This window comes from Sphingopyxis sp. L1A2A (assembly GCF_005502465.1).
Lineage (GTDB): Bacteria > Pseudomonadota > Alphaproteobacteria > Sphingomonadales > Sphingomonadaceae > Sphingopyxis.
In genome coordinates this window covers 1-17170 of the sequence record NZ_SCOT01000049.1, presented here as the reverse complement: position 1 = coordinate 17170, position 17170 = coordinate 1, and the positions used below count along the sequence as shown (strand labels likewise).

Annotated in this window: 26 protein-coding genes and 1 pseudogene; 24 read left to right on the top strand and 3 right to left on the bottom strand. The window is 66.1% G+C overall.

The annotated features are described in order from the left end of the window. Positions 1-780 (bottom strand): magnesium chelatase domain-containing protein (locus FFS68_RS16815; RefSeq protein WP_137754348.1); only part of this gene is annotated, 780 nt, incomplete at its 3' end. 164 nt (positions 781-944) lie between these two features. Here FFS68_RS16815 and FFS68_RS16810 point away from each other — a divergent pair. From FFS68_RS16810 to FFS68_RS16705, 23 genes and pseudogenes are all read left to right on the top strand, one after another. Further along, the gene (locus FFS68_RS16810) at positions 945-1640 is read left to right on the top strand and encodes a TetR/AcrR family transcriptional regulator (RefSeq protein ID WP_137754347.1); all 696 of its coding nucleotides are present in this window, start codon (positions 945-947) and stop codon (positions 1638-1640) included. A gap of 67 nt (positions 1641-1707) precedes the next feature. Then, on the top strand, positions 1708-2145 hold the full coding sequence (locus FFS68_RS16805) for a VOC family protein (RefSeq protein ID WP_137754346.1): 438 nt from the start codon (positions 1708-1710) through the stop codon (positions 2143-2145). Positions 2146-2213: 68 nt separating this feature from the next. Then, positions 2214-2435 (top strand): DUF4287 domain-containing protein, encoded by a 222-nt coding sequence (locus tag FFS68_RS16800; protein WP_249340213.1) that lies wholly within the window; start codon positions 2214-2216, stop codon positions 2433-2435. Between the two features lie 28 nt (positions 2436-2463). Next, a complete protein-coding gene (locus FFS68_RS16795; RefSeq protein ID WP_137754344.1) occupies positions 2464-3447 on the top strand; it encodes an alpha/beta hydrolase in 984 nt (327 codons plus the stop codon). A 26-nt stretch (positions 3448-3473) separates the two neighbouring features. Then, positions 3474-4145 (top strand): glutathione S-transferase family protein, encoded by a 672-nt coding sequence (locus tag FFS68_RS16790; protein ID WP_137754343.1) that lies wholly within the window; start codon positions 3474-3476, stop codon positions 4143-4145. Between the two features lie 2 nt (positions 4146-4147). Next, positions 4148-4816 carry a glutathione S-transferase family protein gene (locus FFS68_RS16785; protein ID WP_137754342.1) on the top strand — a complete coding sequence of 223 codons (669 nt, stop codon included), beginning with the start codon at positions 4148-4150 and terminating at the stop codon, positions 4814-4816. 28 nt (positions 4817-4844) lie between these two features. Beyond that, positions 4845-5177: pseudogene (locus FFS68_RS18155) on the top strand (DUF1428 domain-containing protein); the annotation flags it as partial. A gap of 33 nt (positions 5178-5210) precedes the next feature. Then, positions 5211-5564, top strand: coding sequence for a DUF1428 domain-containing protein (locus tag FFS68_RS18150; RefSeq protein ID WP_249340214.1), 354 nt, complete (start codon positions 5211-5213; stop codon positions 5562-5564). Positions 5565-5719: 155 nt separating this feature from the next. Further along, the gene (locus FFS68_RS16775; protein WP_212742363.1) at positions 5720-6019 is read left to right on the top strand and encodes a hypothetical protein; all 300 of its coding nucleotides are present in this window, start codon (positions 5720-5722) and stop codon (positions 6017-6019) included. A gap of 35 nt (positions 6020-6054) precedes the next feature. Next, positions 6055-6849, top strand: a complete 795-nt coding sequence (locus FFS68_RS16770) for a VOC family protein (RefSeq protein ID WP_137754340.1) — start codon at positions 6055-6057, stop codon at positions 6847-6849. 13 nt (positions 6850-6862) lie between these two features. After that, positions 6863-7282, top strand: coding sequence for a VOC family protein (locus tag FFS68_RS16765; RefSeq protein WP_249340212.1), 420 nt, complete (start codon positions 6863-6865; stop codon positions 7280-7282). Next, positions 7279-7779: a VOC family protein gene (locus tag FFS68_RS16760; protein ID WP_137754338.1), complete on the top strand. Its 501-nt coding sequence runs from the start codon at positions 7279-7281 to the stop codon at positions 7777-7779. The genes FFS68_RS16765 and FFS68_RS16760 overlap by 4 nt, the downstream gene beginning before the upstream one ends. After that, positions 7766-8212, top strand: coding sequence for a hypothetical protein (locus FFS68_RS16755; protein ID WP_137754337.1), 447 nt, complete (start codon positions 7766-7768; stop codon positions 8210-8212). The genes FFS68_RS16760 and FFS68_RS16755 overlap by 14 nt, the downstream gene beginning before the upstream one ends. A gap of 3 nt (positions 8213-8215) precedes the next feature. Beyond that, the gene (locus FFS68_RS16750; RefSeq protein WP_212742362.1) at positions 8216-8869 is read left to right on the top strand and encodes a glutathione S-transferase family protein; all 654 of its coding nucleotides are present in this window, start codon (positions 8216-8218) and stop codon (positions 8867-8869) included. Positions 8870-8888: 19 nt separating this feature from the next. Then, positions 8889-9362 (top strand): SRPBCC domain-containing protein, encoded by a 474-nt coding sequence (locus FFS68_RS16745; RefSeq protein WP_137754336.1) that lies wholly within the window; start codon positions 8889-8891, stop codon positions 9360-9362. A 93-nt stretch (positions 9363-9455) separates the two neighbouring features. Continuing rightward, entirely contained in the window at positions 9456-10247 is a 792-nt protein-coding gene (locus tag FFS68_RS16740; protein WP_137754335.1) for an alpha/beta hydrolase, read from the top strand. Positions 10248-10303: 56 nt separating this feature from the next. Further along, entirely contained in the window at positions 10304-10615 is a 312-nt protein-coding gene (locus FFS68_RS16735) for a hypothetical protein (protein ID WP_137754334.1), read from the top strand. Between the two features lie 101 nt (positions 10616-10716). Next, positions 10717-10851, top strand: a complete 135-nt coding sequence (gene rpmH, locus FFS68_RS16730; protein ID WP_039570342.1) for a 50S ribosomal protein L34 — start codon at positions 10717-10719, stop codon at positions 10849-10851. A 41-nt stretch (positions 10852-10892) separates the two neighbouring features. After that, a complete protein-coding gene (gene rnpA / locus FFS68_RS16725; RefSeq protein ID WP_137754333.1) occupies positions 10893-11240 on the top strand; it encodes a ribonuclease P protein component in 348 nt (115 codons plus the stop codon). Between the two features lie 142 nt (positions 11241-11382). Next, entirely contained in the window at positions 11383-11595 is a 213-nt protein-coding gene (gene yidD, locus FFS68_RS16720; RefSeq protein ID WP_137754332.1) for a membrane protein insertion efficiency factor YidD, read from the top strand. Between the two features lie 55 nt (positions 11596-11650). Beyond that, on the top strand, positions 11651-13405 hold the full coding sequence (gene yidC, locus FFS68_RS16715; protein WP_137754331.1) for a membrane protein insertase YidC: 1755 nt from the start codon (positions 11651-11653) through the stop codon (positions 13403-13405). Positions 13406-13464: 59 nt separating this feature from the next. Next, positions 13465-14064 carry a ribosome biogenesis GTP-binding protein YihA/YsxC gene (gene yihA, locus FFS68_RS16710; RefSeq protein ID WP_212742364.1) on the top strand — a complete coding sequence of 200 codons (600 nt, stop codon included), beginning with the start codon at positions 13465-13467 and terminating at the stop codon, positions 14062-14064. Positions 14065-14184: 120 nt separating this feature from the next. Then, complete coding sequence (locus FFS68_RS16705) at positions 14185-14853, top strand: glutathione S-transferase family protein (RefSeq protein ID WP_137754329.1); 669 nt, start codon at positions 14185-14187, stop codon at positions 14851-14853. A 158-nt stretch (positions 14854-15011) separates the two neighbouring features. Here the strand turns inward: FFS68_RS16705 and FFS68_RS16700 are convergent, their stop codons facing one another. Continuing rightward, positions 15012-15479: a cupin domain-containing protein gene (locus FFS68_RS16700; protein WP_137754328.1), complete on the bottom strand. Its 468-nt coding sequence runs from the start codon at positions 15477-15479 to the stop codon at positions 15012-15014. A gap of 104 nt (positions 15480-15583) precedes the next feature. On the opposite strand from FFS68_RS16700, the gene dapE reads away from it, so the two are divergent. Further along, on the top strand, positions 15584-16717 hold the full coding sequence (gene dapE, locus FFS68_RS16695) for a succinyl-diaminopimelate desuccinylase (RefSeq protein WP_137754327.1): 1134 nt from the start codon (positions 15584-15586) through the stop codon (positions 16715-16717). 11 nt (positions 16718-16728) lie between these two features. Here the strand turns inward: dapE and FFS68_RS16690 are convergent. Next, the coding region (locus tag FFS68_RS16690) for a Smr/MutS family protein (protein WP_137754326.1) at positions 16729-17170 on the bottom strand (442 nt) is incomplete at its 5' end.

Sequence of the window (17170 nt, the reverse complement as noted above, 5' to 3'; positions counted from 1 at the left end):
AACCAGCCGTCCGCCCTCCAGCCCGCCCGCGACCGAGGCAATCATCGACACCTCGAGCGCTTCGGTGGGATCGAGGTCGGGCAGGATGCCGGGCAGGCATGCCGCCATCAGCGACTTGCCCGCCCCCGGCGGCCCGACCATCAACAGATTATGCCCGCCCGCCGCAGCGATTTCGAGCGCGCGCTTGGCCACCTCCTGCCCCTTGACCTGTGCCAGATCGGCCATGCGCCGCGGCGGTTCGACCTCGCCCGGGCGCGGCGGCGGGAGCAGCGCGTTGCCCTTGAAATGGTTGAGCAGCGACAACAGGTCGGGCGCCGCGAGCACCTCGACATTGCCCGCCCACGCCGCCTCCGGCCCCTGCGCGACCGGGCAGATCAGCCCGCGGTCCTCGCTGCCCGCGTGGAGCGCCGCGAGCAGCACCCCGGGCGAAGCGGCGACGCGGCCGTCGAGGCCGAGTTCGCCGACCACCACATAAGCGGCAAGCGTTTCGGGATCGACGACCCCCATCGCGCCGAGCAGCGCGAGCGCGATCGGCAGGTCATAATGCGAGCCTTCCTTGGGCAGGTCGGCGGGCGACAGGTTGACCGTGATGACCTTGGGCGGCAGCGCCAGCCCGATCGCGGCGATCGCGGCGCGGACGCGCTCGCGGCTTTCGCCGACCGCCTTGTCGGGCAGGCCGACAACGACGAAGCGCGGCACGCCGGGGGTGATCTGGCACTGCACTTCGACGCCGCGCGCCTCGAGCCCCAGATAAGCGACGGTGGAAACGATCGCGACCATAATGTCCCCTGTTTGTTCCTCGCCTTTTGGCGGTAATGGCCGGGAAGGTCGAGTCTTTTTCGGATGTGGGCGAAAAGCCTGCCCCCGCGAAGGCGGGGGTACCGCGCCGCGTGCCCCAACTTCGACATTTGACAACATACCAACTGGTCGGTATGCCGATTCGCATGACGACAAATCAACCCCCTTCGACCCCCGAGTCCCACCCCGACGGCAACGCCGTCGGCGGCGTCGGGGCAGGCATTGCCGCGGTGCGCGCGCCGCGCGGCAGTGCGCGCGCGGCGCTGATCGCCGCGGCGCACACCACGGTCCGGCGGCAGGGCTATGCGGCGACGACGGTCGACCAGATTTGCGCCGTCGCCGGGGTCACCAAGGGCGCCTTTTTCCATCATTTCGCATCGAAGGAAGCACTGGCGGTCGCGGCGGCCGAGGCGTGGACCGAACGTGCGCGGCCGATGTTCGACATGCCGCCGCACACCAAATTGGGCGACCCGCTCGCCCGGCTGCTCGGCCATATCGATTTCCGCTTTGCGATGCTCGATGGCCCGGTCGAGGAATTTACCTGCTTCGTCGGCACGATGGTGCAGGAAGCCTTTGCGACGAGCGATGCAATCCGCGCCGCGTGCGAGGCGAGCATCGCCGCCTATTGCGACGCGCTGGCCCCCGATATCGAGGCGACGATGGCGCGCTATGGCACCCCCGAAGGCGTCACCGCGCTCGGCCTTGCGCAACATATTCAGGCGGTGCTGCAAGGCAGCTTCATCCTGGCCAAAACGACGAACGACCCGGCGATTGCCCGGGAAAGCGTCACCCACCTGCAGCGTTATGTCCGCATGCTGTTCGACCAGCGAGGCGCGCCATGACGTGGCAGGTAATTGCCCACCCGGCGCCCCCGCGCTGACTTAACCCAAGCCCCCAAGGAGAAGAACGATGCCCCAGATGATTTTTGTGAACCTGCCGGTGACCGACCTTGCCCGGTCGCAGGCCTTTTACGAAGCGGTCGGCGCGGTCAACAACCCCGCCTTCACCGACGACACCGCCGCGTGCATGGTGGTTCAGGAAGGGTCGATCCACGTCATGCTGCTGACGCATGAAAAATGGGCGACCTTCACCTCTAAGGCGATCCCCGACGCGCATACGACCGCGCAAGTGCTGCTCTGCGTATCGGCCGACAGCCGCGCCGATGTCGACGCGCAGGTCGCCAAGGCGACCGCCGCGGGCGGCAAGGCCGACCCGACCCCGACCCAGGATTATGGCGACTTCATGTACGGCCGCAGCTTCGAGGATCCCGACGGCCATATCTGGGAAGTGATGTGGATGGATCCCGCCGCGATCCCCGCCGGCGAGCCCGCCGAAGCCACCGCCTGACCGAGCCGCGGAGGGGAACGGACGGCCACCCTTGCAACGGCCGCCGTTCCCCTCCCGACGGGAGACCGATGATGAGTTTCCAGGCCTATCTCGACAATGTCGAGGCCAAGACCGGAAAATCGGCCGACGATCTGAAGACGCTGGCGATCGACAAGGGTCTGGCCAACGCCGACGGCCTCGCCCCCGGCATCAAGCCCGGCGCGGTGATCGACTGGCTGAAGGCCGATTTCGACCTGGGCCACGGCCACGCGATGTCGATCGTCGCCTTTATCAAAGGGAAGCGGACCTAGAGGCCGCGCCAATCCAAGAGGACATATCATGACAGCCTTTCCTCCCCTCCAAATTATCCGTCGCCGCCATCCGGGCGTTGCCGCCGCGCTCGCGCTGCTGGCCAGCGCCGCCGTCGTCGCGGCGGTTCCCGAGCCGGCGAACGCCCAGCAGCCCGCAACGTCCACGGCATCCGCAAGCGCCGCGAAAACCGGCCATGCCGAGGTCAATGGCGCGCGCATCCACTACGCGGTGCACGGGGATCTGGCGTCGAAGCAAACGCCGTTGCTGGTGCTGCATGGCGCCTTCATGTCGGGCGAGGCGATGGCACCGTTCGTCACCCCGCTCGCCGCATCGCGCCCCGTCATCACGATCGACGCGCGGGGCCACGGTCGCACCGGCAAGGTCGGCGGCGCGGTAAGTTACGACCAGATGGCCGACGATGCCGTCGCAGTGCTGGCGTCGCTGGGCGTCGCGCGCGCCGATGTGCTGGGATATTCGATGGGGGGCAGCACGGCGATAGCGATGGCGGTGCGCCACCCCGATCGCGTCGGCAAACAGGTGATCATATCGGGCGCCGCCAGCCTCGACGGCTGGGTTCCCGAAGTGTTGGCGGGCATCGCGCAGATGACGCCCGAAATGTTTGCCGGCACCCCGATGGAGACCGAATATAAACGGCTGTCGCCCACCCCCGACGCCTTTCCCGACCTGGTCGCCGCGATCAAGCACATCGACGCGACGCCCTTTGCCTACAGCGACGCCCAGTTGCGCGCGATTCCGGGCAAGACGATGGTCATATTGGGCGATGCCGATGGCATGACGCTTGAGCACGCGATCAAGCTGTTCAGGCTGCGCGGCGGCAGCGACATCGCGACGGCGACGCAGGGTTTCATGACCGCCGCCCCCAAAGCGCGCCTGTCGATCCTGCCCGCGACATCGCACATCGGCGTCATGGCCGAAGCCGCCACGATCGCGGCGCAGGTCATCCCCTTTCTCGACGATGTCACGCCGCCGATGCCCGCCGGTTTTTTCTGACCCCTGCCCCCCCAAGGAGAAGGGCGATGCCCGTCAACCCCGACGCCAGTATCGAAATCACCGCCTACAAATGGGTGCCGCCTTTCGCGGAAGGGCGGATCAAGGATTTGCGCGTGCGTTGGGCGCTCGAAGAGATCGGCCGACCGTATCGCGAACGCCTGATCGGCGGCATTTTCGAGGAAAAGCCCGCAGAATATCTGGCGGACCAGCCGTTCGGGCAGGTTCCCGTCTATAAAGAGGGCGCCCTGACCCTGTTCGAATCGGGCGCGATCCTGCTCCACATCGGCGAGCAGGACGAACGCCTGTTGCCGCGTGACGCGGTTCGCCGGGGGCGCGCGATCAGTTGGCTGGTCGCCGCGCTGAACAGCGTCGAGCCGACCCTCCAGACGCTGGTCGTGCTGAGCGTCACGGGCGCAGAGCAGAACTGGCGGGAGTCGGCTATGGATGCCGCGCGGCCGTTCGCCGAAAAACGGCTGGCGCAACTGGCGCGCGCGCTGGGCGATCGGGACTGGATCGACGACGGCTTTAGCATCGGTGACCTGATCATGATCGACGTTTTGCGCGCCGCACCGACCGCCATGCTGGCGGCCCATCCCAAGCTGACCGCCTATGTCGAACGCGGCACCCAGCGGCCCGCGTTCGGGCGCGCACTGGCGGCACAGCTTGCCGCTTACGCTAACCATTCGAAAGGAGACTAGTCATGCCCGTCAATCCCGATGCCGATATCGAAATCATCGCCTTCGACTGGGTTCCCGACTTCGCGCGCGGCTTTGTCCGCGATCTGCGTCCGCGCTGGGCGTGCGAGGAGCTGGGGATCGATTATGCCGAGGAACTGATCAGCGCGGTTGAACGTCCGCTCGATCATTACCGCCTGCAACCTTGGGGCCAGGTGCCGGTACTGCGCGACGGCGATATCACCTTGTTCGAAAGCGGCGCGATCATGCTGCATCTGGCGGCCAAGGATGCGCGGTTGCTGCCGACCGGGGCGCAGGCTCGCGCCGACGCGACCGCCTGGGTATTCGCGGCGCTGAACAGCGTCGAGCCGATGATGTTCGAGCTGGGCAATGTCGATATATTTTCGAAGGACGAGGAATGGGCGAAGCTGCGCCGCCCCGGCCTGCTCGACTTCATCCGCACCCGCTTTGGCCGCCTGTCCGATGCGCTGGGCGACAAGGACTATCTGCTCGGCGATTTCAGCATCGCCGACATCGCGATGGCGACGGTGCTGCGCGAAGGCGTCGAGGCCGGGCTGATCGCCGAGTATCCGCGGCTCGCCGCCTATCTCGATCGCTGCACGGGCCGTCCGGCATTCCAGCGCGCGATGGATGCCCAGCTGGCATCATTCAAAGAAGAGCCGGTTACGGCCTGAATTTCCCACCCCCCTAAGGAGAGACAAGATGACCTATGTCGAAGGATTTGTCGTGGCGGTGCCGACCGCCAACAAGGAAGCCTATCGCAAGCACGCCGCCGACGCCGCCGCCCTGTTCAAGGAATTCGGCGTGGCGCGAATGGTCGAGGCGTGGGGCGACGATGTCCCCGACGGCAAGGTCAACGACCTGAAAGGCGCGGTGCAGGCGAAGGGCGACGAGACCGTCGTGTTCAGCTGGTTCGAATATCCCGACAAGGCCACCCGCGACGCCGCGAACGAAAAGATGATGAGCGACCCCCGCATGGCGGCGATGGGCGGCGACATGCCGTTCGACGGCAAACGGATGATCATCGGCGGCTTTGATTCGATCGTCGACGACCGCACGGGCGGCGCCATGGGTTATGCCGATGGTTATGTCCTGCCCGTGCCGGACGGCAACAAGGACGCCTATCGCGCGCTCGCCGAAAAGGCGTCGCAGGTGTTCCGCGACCATGGCGCGACGCGCGTCGTCGAGGCGTGGGGCGACGATGTTCCCGACGGCAAGGTGACCGATTTTGCCCGCGCCGCGCACAAACAGGACGGCGAGACGGTCGTGTTCAGCTGGGTCGAATGGCCGAACAAGGACGCGCGCGTCGCGGGCTGGGAAAAAGTGATGGCCGACGAACGGATGCAGCCCGACGGCAGCGAAGTTCCGTTCGACGGCAAGCGCATGATCTATGGCGGCTTTGCGCCGATCGTCGAGGCGTGATGCCAATCCTCCCTGTGGCGCAGCCATGGGGAGGGGGACCGCCGCGAAGCGGTGGTGGAGGGGCGGCAACGCCAGCGCGATAGCCCCTCCGTCAGCCCTTCGGGCTGCCACCTCCCCATCGCTGCGCGACAAGGAGGATCGAGAGGAGAAGTCCGGTGACGAAAACCATCGAACGCGTCGAAATGCTGAGCATCTCGAGCCCCGGCCATGTCGTGCGCGTCGACAAGGCGAAATATGACGCAATGAAAGCCGCGCTGCTTGCCGTGGTGCCAGAACAGGCACCGGGGCTGACCGTCGCCGAGGTCAAGGCCGCGGTGCTGCCGCGCCTGCCGGACGATCTGTTCCCCGGCGGCGCCAAGGCGGGCTGGTGGCTGAAAGGCGTCCAGCTCGACCTGGAAGCGCGCGGCGTCATCGCGCGCGAAAATGTGAAGCCGCTGCGGCTGCACAAAATCTGACGAACGCGGTTCCCTTTTTTGCGAGGAGGCAGACGATGAGCGCACCCGCCAATTTCATCTGGTACGAACTGATGACCAGCGATCCCGCCGGCGCCGGCGCCTTTTATGGCGCGGTCGTCGGGTGGACGATCGCGAGCCATGGCGAACAAACCGCCGGCGGCGTCGATTATCGCATGATCGGCCGCAGCGACGGCGGTCAGGCGGGCGGCGTGCTGGCGCTCGACGCTGACATGCTGGCGGGCGGGGCGCGGCCGATCTGGATCGGTTATCTCGAGGTGGACGACGTCGACGCCGCGGTTGCGGCGATCACCGCCGACGGCGGCGCCCTCCAGATGGGTCCGATGGACATTCCCGTCGGCCGGATCGCGATGGTCACTGACCCGCAGGGCGCGCCGTTCTACATCATGGCCCCGGTGCCGCCGCCGGGCATGGATGGCATGGAAAGCGACGTGTTTTCGGCGACCGAGCCGCAGCATATGCGCTGGAACGAACTCGCGACGAGCGACCCTGACGGCGCGATCGCCTTCTATAAAAAGCATTTCGGCTGGGGGCAGGAAGGCGAGATGCCGATGGGCGAGCTTGGCGCGTACCGTTTTATCCAGCGCGGCGCGGTCGGGATCGGCGCGGTGATGCCGCTGATGGAAGGCTATCCGGTGCCGGTGTGGAATTTCTATATCGGCGTCGATGACATCGACCGCGCCCACGCCGCGGTCACCGCCAACGGCGGCACGATCACCAACGAACCGATGGAAATCCCCGGCGGCGAGTTCGCGATGAACGCGATCGATCCACAGGGCGCGCCGGTCGGGTTTGTCGGGCCGCGTAAATAGAAAAGGGAGAGATATGATGGACAATCAGGGACCGACCAGCGGGCTGACCCCGCATATTGCGATTGCCGACAAGCGCGCCAGTGAGGCGATCGATTTCTACATCAAGGCATTTGGCGCCACCGAAAATATGCGGATGCCCGCCGACGACGGGGTGCGGCTGATGCACGCGCATCTGACGATCAACGGCGCATCGCTGATGATGCACGATGAATTTCCCGAATATGTCAGCGAGCCGTCGGGCAAGCCCGATGGCGTGACGCTGCACCTGCACGTCGACGATGCCGACGCCTGGTTCGAGCGCGCGGTCGCCGCGGGCGCGAGGGTGGTCATGCCGCTCGACAATATGTTCTGGGGCGACCGTTATGGTCAGGTGAAGGATCCGTTCGGCCATCAATGGTCGATCGGCGCGCCGATCAAGGGAGAGACGAAATGAGCAAGACGGCGATGACGCTGTGCCTGTGGTACGAGGGCGATGCCGAAGCGGCCGCGGCCTTTTATGCCAGGACCTTTGCCGACAGCCACGTCGGCGCCGTTCACCGTTCGCCCGCCGATACCCCCGGCGGCAAGGAAGGCGACGTGCTGACGGTCGAATTCACGTTGCTCGGCGCGCCGTGCCTCGGGCTCAACGGACCGCCGATCTTCAAGCATAATGAGGCCTTTTCCTTCATCGTCCACACCGACACCCAGGCCGAAACGGACCGGTTGTGGGACGCGATCGTTGGCAACGGCGGCGCCGAAAGCGTGTGCGGATGGTGCAAGGACAAATGGGGTGTGTCGTGGCAGATCACCCCGCGCGTCCTGCTCGAGGCGACGACCAGTCCCGACAAAGCCGCCGCCAAGCGCGCGTTTGCGGCGATGATGACGATGAAAAAGATCGACATCGCCGCGATCGAGGCTGCGGTGCGGGGCGACGCAGTTGACGCGGCGTAGCCCCGCGCTCCTTGCCTGGCTGCTCTGCGGCACGCTCGACATCGCCTATGCAGCGGCGGCGAGTGTGATGCAGGGCGGCACGGTGCCGGGCATGTTGCGCAGCGTCGCGAGCGGCCCGTTCGGCGACGGTGCGCGAAGCTGGGGCGCCGCCGGTGCGCTTGCCGGGCTGGCCACCCATTTTGCGATCATGGGCGCGATGGTCGCTGTCTGGTTCGCCGCGGCGCGGCGCTGGCCAGCATGGGCCGCGTTGCCATGGTGGCTGGCGGGCACGCTCTATGGCCTGATCCTCTATGGCGTGATGAACGGCATCGTCCTGCCGCTGCGCTTTGGGTCGCCCTTCCCGCCCGCCGACCTTGTCCAGGGCGCGATCGCGCTCTTTCCTCATATCGTCTTCGTCGGCTGGCCGCTCGCCTGGCTGACGCGCAAAGGCTGAACCATGCTGATCCTCTATGCCCACCCCTTTTCGTCCTACAGCTGGAAGGCGCAGATCGCGCTCGACGAAAAGGGCATCGATTTCGACTATCGCAATGTCGACCCCGAATTTCCGGACCATGGTCAGCAATTGCACGCGCTGTGGCCCGTGGGGAAATTTCCGCTGCTCGTCGATGGCGACCGGACGCTGTTTGAAACGTCTATCATCATCGAATATCTCGACCGCATCCAGCCCGAGCCGCGGCTGATTCCCGCGGACCCCGATGCTGCGCTGCGGGTGCGGCAGCTGGACCGGGTGTTCGACCTGCATGTGATGGCGGTGATGCAGGACATCGTCGCCGACCGCATCCGCGGGCCCGCAGGCCATGCCCCGATGATCGTCGCCAAGGCCCGGGCGGCGCTCGACACCGTCTATCGCTGGCTCGACACGCAATTGGCGGGCGGCGGCTGGGCGACGCCCGATGGCTTCACGCTGGCCGACTGTGCCGCGGCGCCGTCGCTGTTCTACGCCGACTGGGTGCACGAAATTCCGGCGCATTACGCCAATCTGCGCGGCTATCGCGCGCGGCTGCTCGCGCATCCGTCGATCGCGCGCGCGGTCGATGGCGCCCGCCCCTATCGCCACTATTTTCCCGGCGGCGCCCCCGACCGCGACTGATTGTTCCAAGGAGACGATAATGACCGCAACTGCTGACAATGGATGGGCGCTGTCCATCACCCGCCACATCGCCGCGCCGCCCGAAAAAGTGTGGGAAATCCTGACCGAGCGGCAGGCCGAATGGTGGTGCCCGGTGCCGTGGCGCGCCGAGTTTCTGGTCCAGGAATGGCGCGCGGGTGGCCGGACCAGCGTCGTCATGCACGGCCCCGACGGCGAAGAGCATCCGCACGAAGGCATTTTTCTGGAAGTGACCCCCGGCATCCGCTTTGTATCGACCGACGCCTTTGTGGTCGGCGCCGACGGGCAATATATGCCCGCTGCCCCGTTCATGGTCGGCTGCTGGGAAATCGTCGCCGAGGCGGGCGGCACCCGTTACACCGCCACCGCGCGCCATTGGGACGAGGCCACCGCCCAGCGGCACGCCGATATGGGTTTCGACGCAGGCTGGGGCGCCTGCGCCGACCAGCTTGCCGCGCTGTGCGAGCAAGGTTGAGCGAGCAGGGCTGAGCGTCCCATAACGGGGTTAACGGCGCGCTGACCGCGCCGCTTGACGCCTTGCTAGGCGCGCGTGCGCGAAAGCGGGGGCATGATGTCGCCAACCGCTCTCGTCCGCAGCCTGTTCGTCGCGCTTTGCGCGGCGGTGCTGGCGTTCGCGCCGGCGCAGGCGCAGCAGGGCTTTACCGTGACCACGACGGTCAGCTGGACCTGGGAAGACGCGGCGGAAGGCGCAGACGACACCGACGACGGGGCGGCGATCGATGAAGATGCCGCATTGCTCGACGACGAAGCGCTGGCCGACGATGCCGACATGACGGCGACGCGCCGTTATGCGCCGAGCGCCACGCTGGCGACGCTGGGCCGCGCCAGGGCGCATTATGGTCCCTTTGCGGTGATCGACGCCGTCACCGTCCGCATGGCGGGCGACGTCACATCGGCGACGCCGCGCCAGTTTGCGGCGATGCTCGCGGCCTACCCCGGCCTCAAGCGGCTCGAGATGGTCGATTGCCCCGGCAGCCTCGACGAGGAAGCCAATCTGATTCTCGCGCGGGCGATTCGCCGCGCGGGTCTGGAAACCGTCGTCCCGAGTGGCGGTTCGGTGCGGTCGGGTGCGGTCGAGCTGTGGCTCGCCGGAATCACCCGCCGCGCCGCTTCGGATGCCGAATTCGGGGTTCATAGCTGGGCCGACGACACCGGGCGCGAAGCGAATGACTATGCCGCGAGCGACCCGGTGCACGCCGAATATCTCAGCTATTACCGCGAAATGGGGATGGACGACGCCAAGGCGCGGGCCTTCTACGCGCTGACCAACAGCACCCCGTTCGACGACGTCCGCTATCTGACGCGCGACGATATGGCGCGATTCGTCACGCTGCACTGACCGCTGGCCGCGGCGCGGGCTTGCGCCGGCGAAACACCGCCCCCACATCGGCCCCGATGGCAAAACGCAGCCTTTACCAGCGATTGCGCTCGACCGCCCAGGTGCGGCTGGCGCTGTTCGTGCTGGGGGCGCTGCTGATGATCCTGGCGCCGATCGTCGGGGTGCTGCCGGGTCCCGGCTTTATCATCCTGTTTCCGGTCGGGCTGATGCTGTGCCTGCAGAACAGCGCGTGGGCCAAACGCATCTATGTCCGCTTCAAATGGCGGCACCCGCGCTATGCCGGATGGACCGACCGGGTGATGCGGCGGACCAGCGCGGCACGGCGGCGTGCGCGGGAAGCGCTGGAAAACCGTGCCAATGCCGATTGACTTTGCGCCGACTCTCGCTTATTCGCGCCTCCATCAATGGCCGCCCCCGTTTGGCGGCCCTTTTCTGTTAAAGCCTTTGACGAGAATTAGGGACAACCGCGATGAAGCGTACCTTTCAACCGAGCAACCTCGTGCGCGCCCGTCGCCACGGTTTCCGCGCCCGCAAGGCGACGGTTGGCGGCCGCAAGATTCTCGCCAACCGCCGCGCCCAGGGCCGCAAGAAGCTGTCGGCCTGATCGCTGACGCTTCTGCGCCAGCGCCCAGTCTTTCCGGGCTGGTGCGAACGCTTTCAAAACGCAGCGAATTTCTGGCCGCCAATCGCGGCCTTCGCTTTCCCATGCCCGGCTTTGTCCTGCTCGTCCGCGCCCGCGCCGACGCCGATGACGCCATGGGCGTCGGCTATACCGTCAGCAAAAAGGTCGGCAACGCCGTCACCCGCAACCGGATGAAGCGCCGGCTGCGCGCGCTTTGCCGCGCCGCGCTGCCCCAATCGGGGATCGCCGGCGCCGACCATGTGCTGGTCGGGCGCCCCGGCGGCAACGACATCGTCTTTGCCGATCTGGGTGAGCAACTCGATTCGGCCTTGCAACGCGCCGCAAAGAAATTGGCCGCGAAGGCGCCATGACCATCGCCCCTCCCCCCCATCGTCACCCCGGACTTGATCCGGTGTCCATCGCTACCGGCGCCGCATGGACCCCGGATCAAGTCCGGGGTGACGAAATAGGAACACTCGCGCGTGAAGTTGCGCAGTTTTCCGGGCTTTTACCATGATCGCCAAAATGCTGATCTGGATCGCGCGCGGGTGGCAGATCGGCCCCTCGCGTATCCTGCCGCCGACCTGCCGCTATTCGCCCTCGTGCAGCGCCTACACCATCACGGCCTTGCAACGCTATGGTGCGATCAAGGGTGGCTGGCTCGCGACAAAGCGGCTATTGCGCTGCCATCCTTGGGGCGGCCACGGCCACGACCCGGTGCCTTAGGTTCCCGCCGAAGCATCATTCCCCGACATTTTGAGACGAAGAGAGACCAAGCAGCGTGGACGACAAGCGTAACCTGATCGCGGCAATTTTGTTGTCGGTGGCCATCCTGCTGGGCTGGAACTTTGTCTCGGCGCAATTTTTCCCGACCCCCGCCAAGCCCGACGTGACGACCACCGTCGCGGGCGCCAACGGGACGCCGGCGACGACCCCGACGGCACAGGGCCAGCCGAGCGCGCTGCCTGCCGCCACTGCCCCGGCCGCACCCGCCACGCAGGCGATCCGCCCGGTCGAGGCCGCACTGGCCGAGGGCAATCGGGTGCCGATCGAAACCCCGGCGCTGGCGGGATCGATCAACCTGGTCGGCGCGCGCATCGACGACATCACGCTGACCAAATATCGCCAGACGATTGCCAAGGATTCGCCGCCGGTGCGCCTGTTCGCGCCGGGCGGCACCAAGGCCGCTTACTTCGCCAGCATCGGCTGGTCGGCCCAGGGCATCGCGGTACCGAACGCCAGCACCGTCTGGACCACAAGCGGCAGCAAGCTGACCCCGACGACGCCGGTGACGCTCAGCTGGGCCAATGGCACCGGCCAGACGTTCCGCATCGAATATAGCATCGACGCCAATTACCTGATCACCGCGAAACAGACGATCGCCAACACCGGCACCGTGCCGGTGAGCGCGAGCAGCTTTGCGCTGATCGACCGCCTCGGCAAGCCAACCGACCCGCACGAACAGGACAGCTGGACGATCCATGTCGGACCCACCGGCTATCTGGATGGCAAATCGGTGTTCGACACCGACTATGACGATCTCGAGGAAGCGCCGAACCGCACCGTGCGCTATAATTCGGCGGGCTGGCTGGGCTTTACCGACAAATATTGGCTCGCGGCGATCGTCCCGGCCAAGGGCGAGCGCGTGACCGCGGCGATCAGCTCGCCGAGCGCCAATAATTACCAGACGTTGTTCGCGCGCGATTTTACGCAGATCGCTCCCGGTCAGCAGGTAAGCACCACCAGCCGCATTTTTGCCGGTGCCAAGGAAGTCGAGATTCTCGAAAGCTATCAGGACAGACTGGGCATCACCCGCCTGTCGAACGCGATCGATTGGGGCTGGTTCGAATTTTTCGCGGTGCCGATCTTCAAGCTGCTCCACTGGCTGTTCCTCCAGGTCGGCAATTTCGGCGTTGCGATCATGGCGCTGACCCTGATCATCCGCCTGCTGATGTTCCCGATCGCCAACCGCCAATTCTCGTCGATGGCGCAGATGCGCGTCGTGCAGCCGAAGATGAAGGCGCTGCAGGAACGCTTCAAGGACGACAAGCCGAAGATGCAGCAGGAGCTGATGAAGCTCTATAAGGATGAAAAGATCAATCCGCTGGCGGGTTGCCTGCCGATCCTGATCCAGATCCCGATCTTTTACGCGCTGTACAAGGTGCTGATGCTGGCGATCGAAATGCGCCACCAGCCGTTCATCCTGTGGATCAAGGATCTGTCGGCGCCCGACCCGCTGCACATTCTGAACCTGTTCGGGCTGCTCCCCTTCACCCCGCCCTCGATCCTGGCAATCGGCGTGCTCGCGGTGATCCTGGGCATCACGATGTGGGCGCAATTCCGCCTGAACCCGCAAGCGACCGACCCGGTCCAGCAACAGGTGTTCAAGATCATGCCGTGGCTGTTCATGTTCATCATGGCGCCGTTCGCGGCGGGCCTGCTCCTCTACTGGATCACCAACAATATCCTGTCGATCGGCCAACAGCAGTGGATGTACCGCAAGTTCCCGGCGTTGAAGGCGCAGGCGGCGACGTGAGCGAGAGCGAAGACCTCGAACCCGGCGCCGATCCCGAGCGCGCCGAGCGCGCGCGCAAGATGTTTTCGGGGCCGATCACCTTCCTGAAATCGGCGCCGGCGTTGCAGCATCTGCCGCCGCCGACGATGCCCGAGATTGCGTTCGCGGGCCGCTCGAACGTCGGCAAATCGTCGCTGCTCAACGCGCTGACGAACCGCCACAATCTGGCGCGGACGTCGGTGACCCCGGGGCGGACGCAGGAGCTCAACTATTTCGACGTCGGCGAGCCGCTGATTTTCCGGCTGGTCGATATGCCGGGCTATGGCTTTGCCAAGGCGCCGAAGGATGTCGTCAAAAAATGGCGCTATCTGATCAACGACTATCTGCGCGGGCGCGTGGTGCTGAAACGCACGTTGGTGCTGATCGACAGCCGCCACGGGATGAAGGATGTCGACCGCGAATTCCTCGAAATGCTCGACGTCGCCGCGGTCAGCTATCGCCTGGTGCTGACCAAGGCCGACAAGATCAAGGCGAGCGAGCTGGCCGAAGTCCATGCCGCGACCGAAGCCGAAGCCCGCAAGCACCCCGCCGCGCACCCCGAAGTGATCGTGACCAGCAGCGAAAAGGGGCTGGGGATTGCCGAGCTGCGCACGGCGGTGCTGGAGGCGGTGGAGGTTTGACCCTTCTCCCCTCCCGCTTGCGGGAGGGGTCGGGGGAGGGCATGTTCCGAAATCCTACCGTGGCCTTACCAGCCCTCCCCTAGCCCCTCCCGCAAACGGGAGGGGGACTTGGAGTTTCCCATGAAACTGTTCCTCGGCAACAAGGCTTATTCCAGCTGGAGCCTGCGCGGCTGGCTGGCGGTCAAGCACAGCGGGCTGCCGTTCGCGGAAGTCACCGTCCCGCTCTATGACGAGGCATGGAGCCAGCGCCGCGAAGGCGACGAGTTTGCGCCGTCGGGGGGCAAGGTGCCGATCCTGTGGGACGGCGACGACATCGTCGTGTGGGACAGCCTGGCGATCATCGATTATTTGAACGAAAAGACCGGCGGCACGCGCGGTTATTGGCCCGACGACATGCCGGCGCGGGCGATGGCGCGGTCGATGGCGGCCGAAATGCACTCGGGCTTTGCGGCGCTGCGCCGCAACCACAGCATGAACATCCGCCGCATCTATCCCGCCGCGCCGCTGCTGCCCGAAGTACAGGCCGATGTCATCCGCATCCTGCAAATCTGGGCCGAGGCGCGGGCGCGGTTCGGCAGCGCAGGCGATTATCTGTTCGGCGACTGGTCGGCCGCCGACATGATGTTCGCCCCCGTCGTGTCCCGCTTCGTCACTTACTCGATCCCGCTGCCGCCCTTTGCGCTCGCCTATATGCAGGCGGTGATCAGCCATCCGTGCATGCAGGAATGGATCGGCGGCGCGCAGGCCGAGGACTGGATCATCGAAAAGTTCGAGGGGCCGGTGGAGTAGGCGCGGGTTGGGTTTCGACCGGTTGCGGACGCTCTCTCTTCCCTTCGTCATTCCCGCGAAAGCGGGAACCCAGCAAGCCAGCGTTGCGCGCTGGGTTCCCGCTTTCGCGGGAATGACGAGGAGGGCGTAAGCCTCCCCCCACAGCCGCCATCACCTGCTCACGGAATCCGCGCCGTCGGGTATGGCGTCCCATCCTTGTGGAAATAGCCCTCCGGCCCGAACAGCATGTCGATGTCCGAATACCCACCGCCGGTGTCATATTGCTTGCCGCCGCCCAGAGCGACGAACACGCAGTCGGCGTCCGATTCGTTGATCAGATGATGGCCGTTGGTGCTGCCCTTCGGCCACACCGCGATGTCGCCGGGCCGCATGGCGTGGCGGCCGTCATCCTCGATCAACACCGCCGCGCCCGAAATCATCACCAGCATCTCGTCCTCGCCGTCGTGCCAGTGGCGCTGCGACGACCAGGCGCCGGGTTTCAGGACGACATGGCTGGCGGCGAAATCGCTGAGGCCGGTCGCGGGGGCAAGGCGGCGGTACCAGCGGCCCTGGACCGGCGCGTCATAGGGCGCGGGGTAACCGGTGGTGTTGGTTTGCGGGATGGCGGCAAGGTCGAGTTTGGGCATGGCAGTCCTCCACCACCTTCTTGCCGTTCGTATCGAGCGAAGTCGAGATACGCGAGCGCCAACGTGTCTCGACTTCGCTCGACACGAACGGGTAAGGGAGCGGTATGACCCATAGCATCGACCCCGTCGAACTGGCCCAGGCGTTGATCGCCGCACCCAGCGTCACCCCGGCCACCGGCGCGGTGTTCGACGTGCTGGAGGCCGCGCTCATCCCGCTGGGCTTTACCGTCGAGCGTTTTATCGACGGGATCGAGCCCGACGGGCCGGTCGAAAATCTGCTCGCGGTGCGGCAGGGCAGCGGTCCCGTCCATTTCGGTTTTGCCGGGCATCTCGACGTCGTGCCGCCCGGGGTTGGATGGACCGGCGATGCCTTTGCCCCCGCGATCCGCGGCGAGCTGCTGTATGGGCGCGGCGCGGTCGATATGAAGGGATCGATCGCGGCGTTTGTCGCCGCCGCCGCCGCGACCCCGGTCGATGCCGGGACGATCAGCCTGATCATCACCGGCGACGAGGAAGGCCCGGCGATTTTCGGCACCCGCGCGCTGATGGAGCATATGGCGGGGCGCGGCATCGCGCCCGACATGATCGTCGTCGGCGAACCGACGTCGGTGAGCCGGCTGGGCGATATGGTGAAGATCGGGCGGCGCGGGTCGGTCAATATCTGGATCGACGTGCCGGGGACGCAGGGCCATGTCGCTTACCCGCACCTGGCCGACAATCCGATCCCCAAGCTGGTCAAGATTTTGGCGGCGATCGATGCGGTGCTGCTCGACGAAGGGAACGACTGGTTCCAGCCGTCGAACATCGAGTTTACCGACATCGAGGTCGGCAATGGCGCGACCAATGTCATCCCCGCGTCGGCGCGGGCGCGGCTGTCGATCCGTTTCAACGACCAGCATCGCGGCGCCGATCTGGTGGCAATGATCGAACGCATCGCACATGCGATCGAACCCGCCGCCAAGATATTGGGCAAGATTTCGGGCGAGGCGTTTCTGACCCCGCCTGGCGAATTGTCGGGGCTGGTCGCCGAGGCGATTCATGCCGAAACCGATGTGGTGGCGGAGATGTCGACGACCGGCGGCACGTCGGATGCGCGGTTCCTGCACGCGCTGTGCCCGGTGGTCGAATTCGGGCTGACCAACGCGACGATGCATAAACTGGACGAGGCGGTTGCGGTGGCGGATTTGCGCAAACTGACGGCAATTTACCGCGGGATTTTGATGCGGGCTTTCTTCTAATCCTCGCGCGCCTAATCGTCTCTTGAGCGCCGCAAAATCACATAGACCGCCCCTGCCCCGCCGTGGCTGATATGCGCGGGACGCAGCGCGACGATCTGGTCGGCGTGGCGCGAATAAGCGAGCCAGTCGGGGAGCGACGCGCGGATCGCCCCGCGCGGACGCGGGTCGCCATGCATCTGCGGCAGGCGGTCGGCGCCGGGGCGGAGCCGCCCGGCGACGACGAGCAGCACGCGCGCACCGCGGAGCAGCGCGCGGCCGATCGCGTCGTCGAGCAGCGCCTGCGCCGACGCCAGACTATGCCCGTGCAGGTCGATGCTGAGGTCGGGGCGCACCAATCCCTTGCGCAGCCGCCGGTCCCAATGGCCGTCGAGCGTCGCGGCGCTGTGCGTGCGGCGCGGCGGCGGCAGCTTGGTGGCGGGGCGGGCGGGGGCCGCGGCCGCCGCGGTGCTGCGC

Coding starts and splice junctions, on each gene's coding strand:
- FFS68_RS16810 (WP_137754347.1), top strand. CDS start 945: ATGACGACAAATCAACCCCCTTCGACCCCCGAGTCCCACCCCGACGGC.
- FFS68_RS16805 (WP_137754346.1), top strand. CDS start 1,708: ATGCCCCAGATGATTTTTGTGAACCTGCCGGTGACCGACCTTGCCCGG.
- FFS68_RS16800 (WP_249340213.1), top strand. CDS start 2,214: ATGATGAGTTTCCAGGCCTATCTCGACAATGTCGAGGCCAAGACCGGA.
- FFS68_RS16795 (WP_137754344.1), top strand. CDS start 2,464: ATGACAGCCTTTCCTCCCCTCCAAATTATCCGTCGCCGCCATCCGGGC.
- FFS68_RS16790 (WP_137754343.1), top strand. CDS start 3,474: ATGCCCGTCAACCCCGACGCCAGTATCGAAATCACCGCCTACAAATGG.
- FFS68_RS16785 (WP_137754342.1), top strand. CDS start 4,148: ATGCCCGTCAATCCCGATGCCGATATCGAAATCATCGCCTTCGACTGG.
- FFS68_RS18150 (WP_249340214.1), top strand. CDS start 5,211: ATGGGTTATGCCGATGGTTATGTCCTGCCCGTGCCGGACGGCAACAAG.
- FFS68_RS16770 (WP_137754340.1), top strand. CDS start 6,055: ATGAGCGCACCCGCCAATTTCATCTGGTACGAACTGATGACCAGCGAT.
- FFS68_RS16765 (WP_249340212.1), top strand. CDS start 6,863: ATGATGGACAATCAGGGACCGACCAGCGGGCTGACCCCGCATATTGCG.
- FFS68_RS16760 (WP_137754338.1), top strand. CDS start 7,279: ATGAGCAAGACGGCGATGACGCTGTGCCTGTGGTACGAGGGCGATGCC.
- FFS68_RS16750 (WP_212742362.1), top strand. CDS start 8,216: ATGCTGATCCTCTATGCCCACCCCTTTTCGTCCTACAGCTGGAAGGCG.
- FFS68_RS16745 (WP_137754336.1), top strand. CDS start 8,889: ATGACCGCAACTGCTGACAATGGATGGGCGCTGTCCATCACCCGCCAC.
- FFS68_RS16740 (WP_137754335.1), top strand. CDS start 9,456: ATGATGTCGCCAACCGCTCTCGTCCGCAGCCTGTTCGTCGCGCTTTGC.
- FFS68_RS16735 (WP_137754334.1), top strand. CDS start 10,304: ATGGCAAAACGCAGCCTTTACCAGCGATTGCGCTCGACCGCCCAGGTG.
- rpmH (WP_039570342.1), top strand. CDS start 10,717: ATGAAGCGTACCTTTCAACCGAGCAACCTCGTGCGCGCCCGTCGCCAC.
- yidD (WP_137754332.1), top strand. CDS start 11,383: ATGATCGCCAAAATGCTGATCTGGATCGCGCGCGGGTGGCAGATCGGC.
- yihA (WP_212742364.1), top strand. CDS start 13,465: ATGTTTTCGGGGCCGATCACCTTCCTGAAATCGGCGCCGGCGTTGCAG.
- FFS68_RS16705 (WP_137754329.1), top strand. CDS start 14,185: ATGAAACTGTTCCTCGGCAACAAGGCTTATTCCAGCTGGAGCCTGCGC.
- FFS68_RS16700 (WP_137754328.1), bottom strand. CDS start 15,479: ATGCCCAAACTCGACCTTGCCGCCATCCCGCAAACCAACACCACCGGT.
- dapE (WP_137754327.1), top strand. CDS start 15,584: ATGACCCATAGCATCGACCCCGTCGAACTGGCCCAGGCGTTGATCGCC.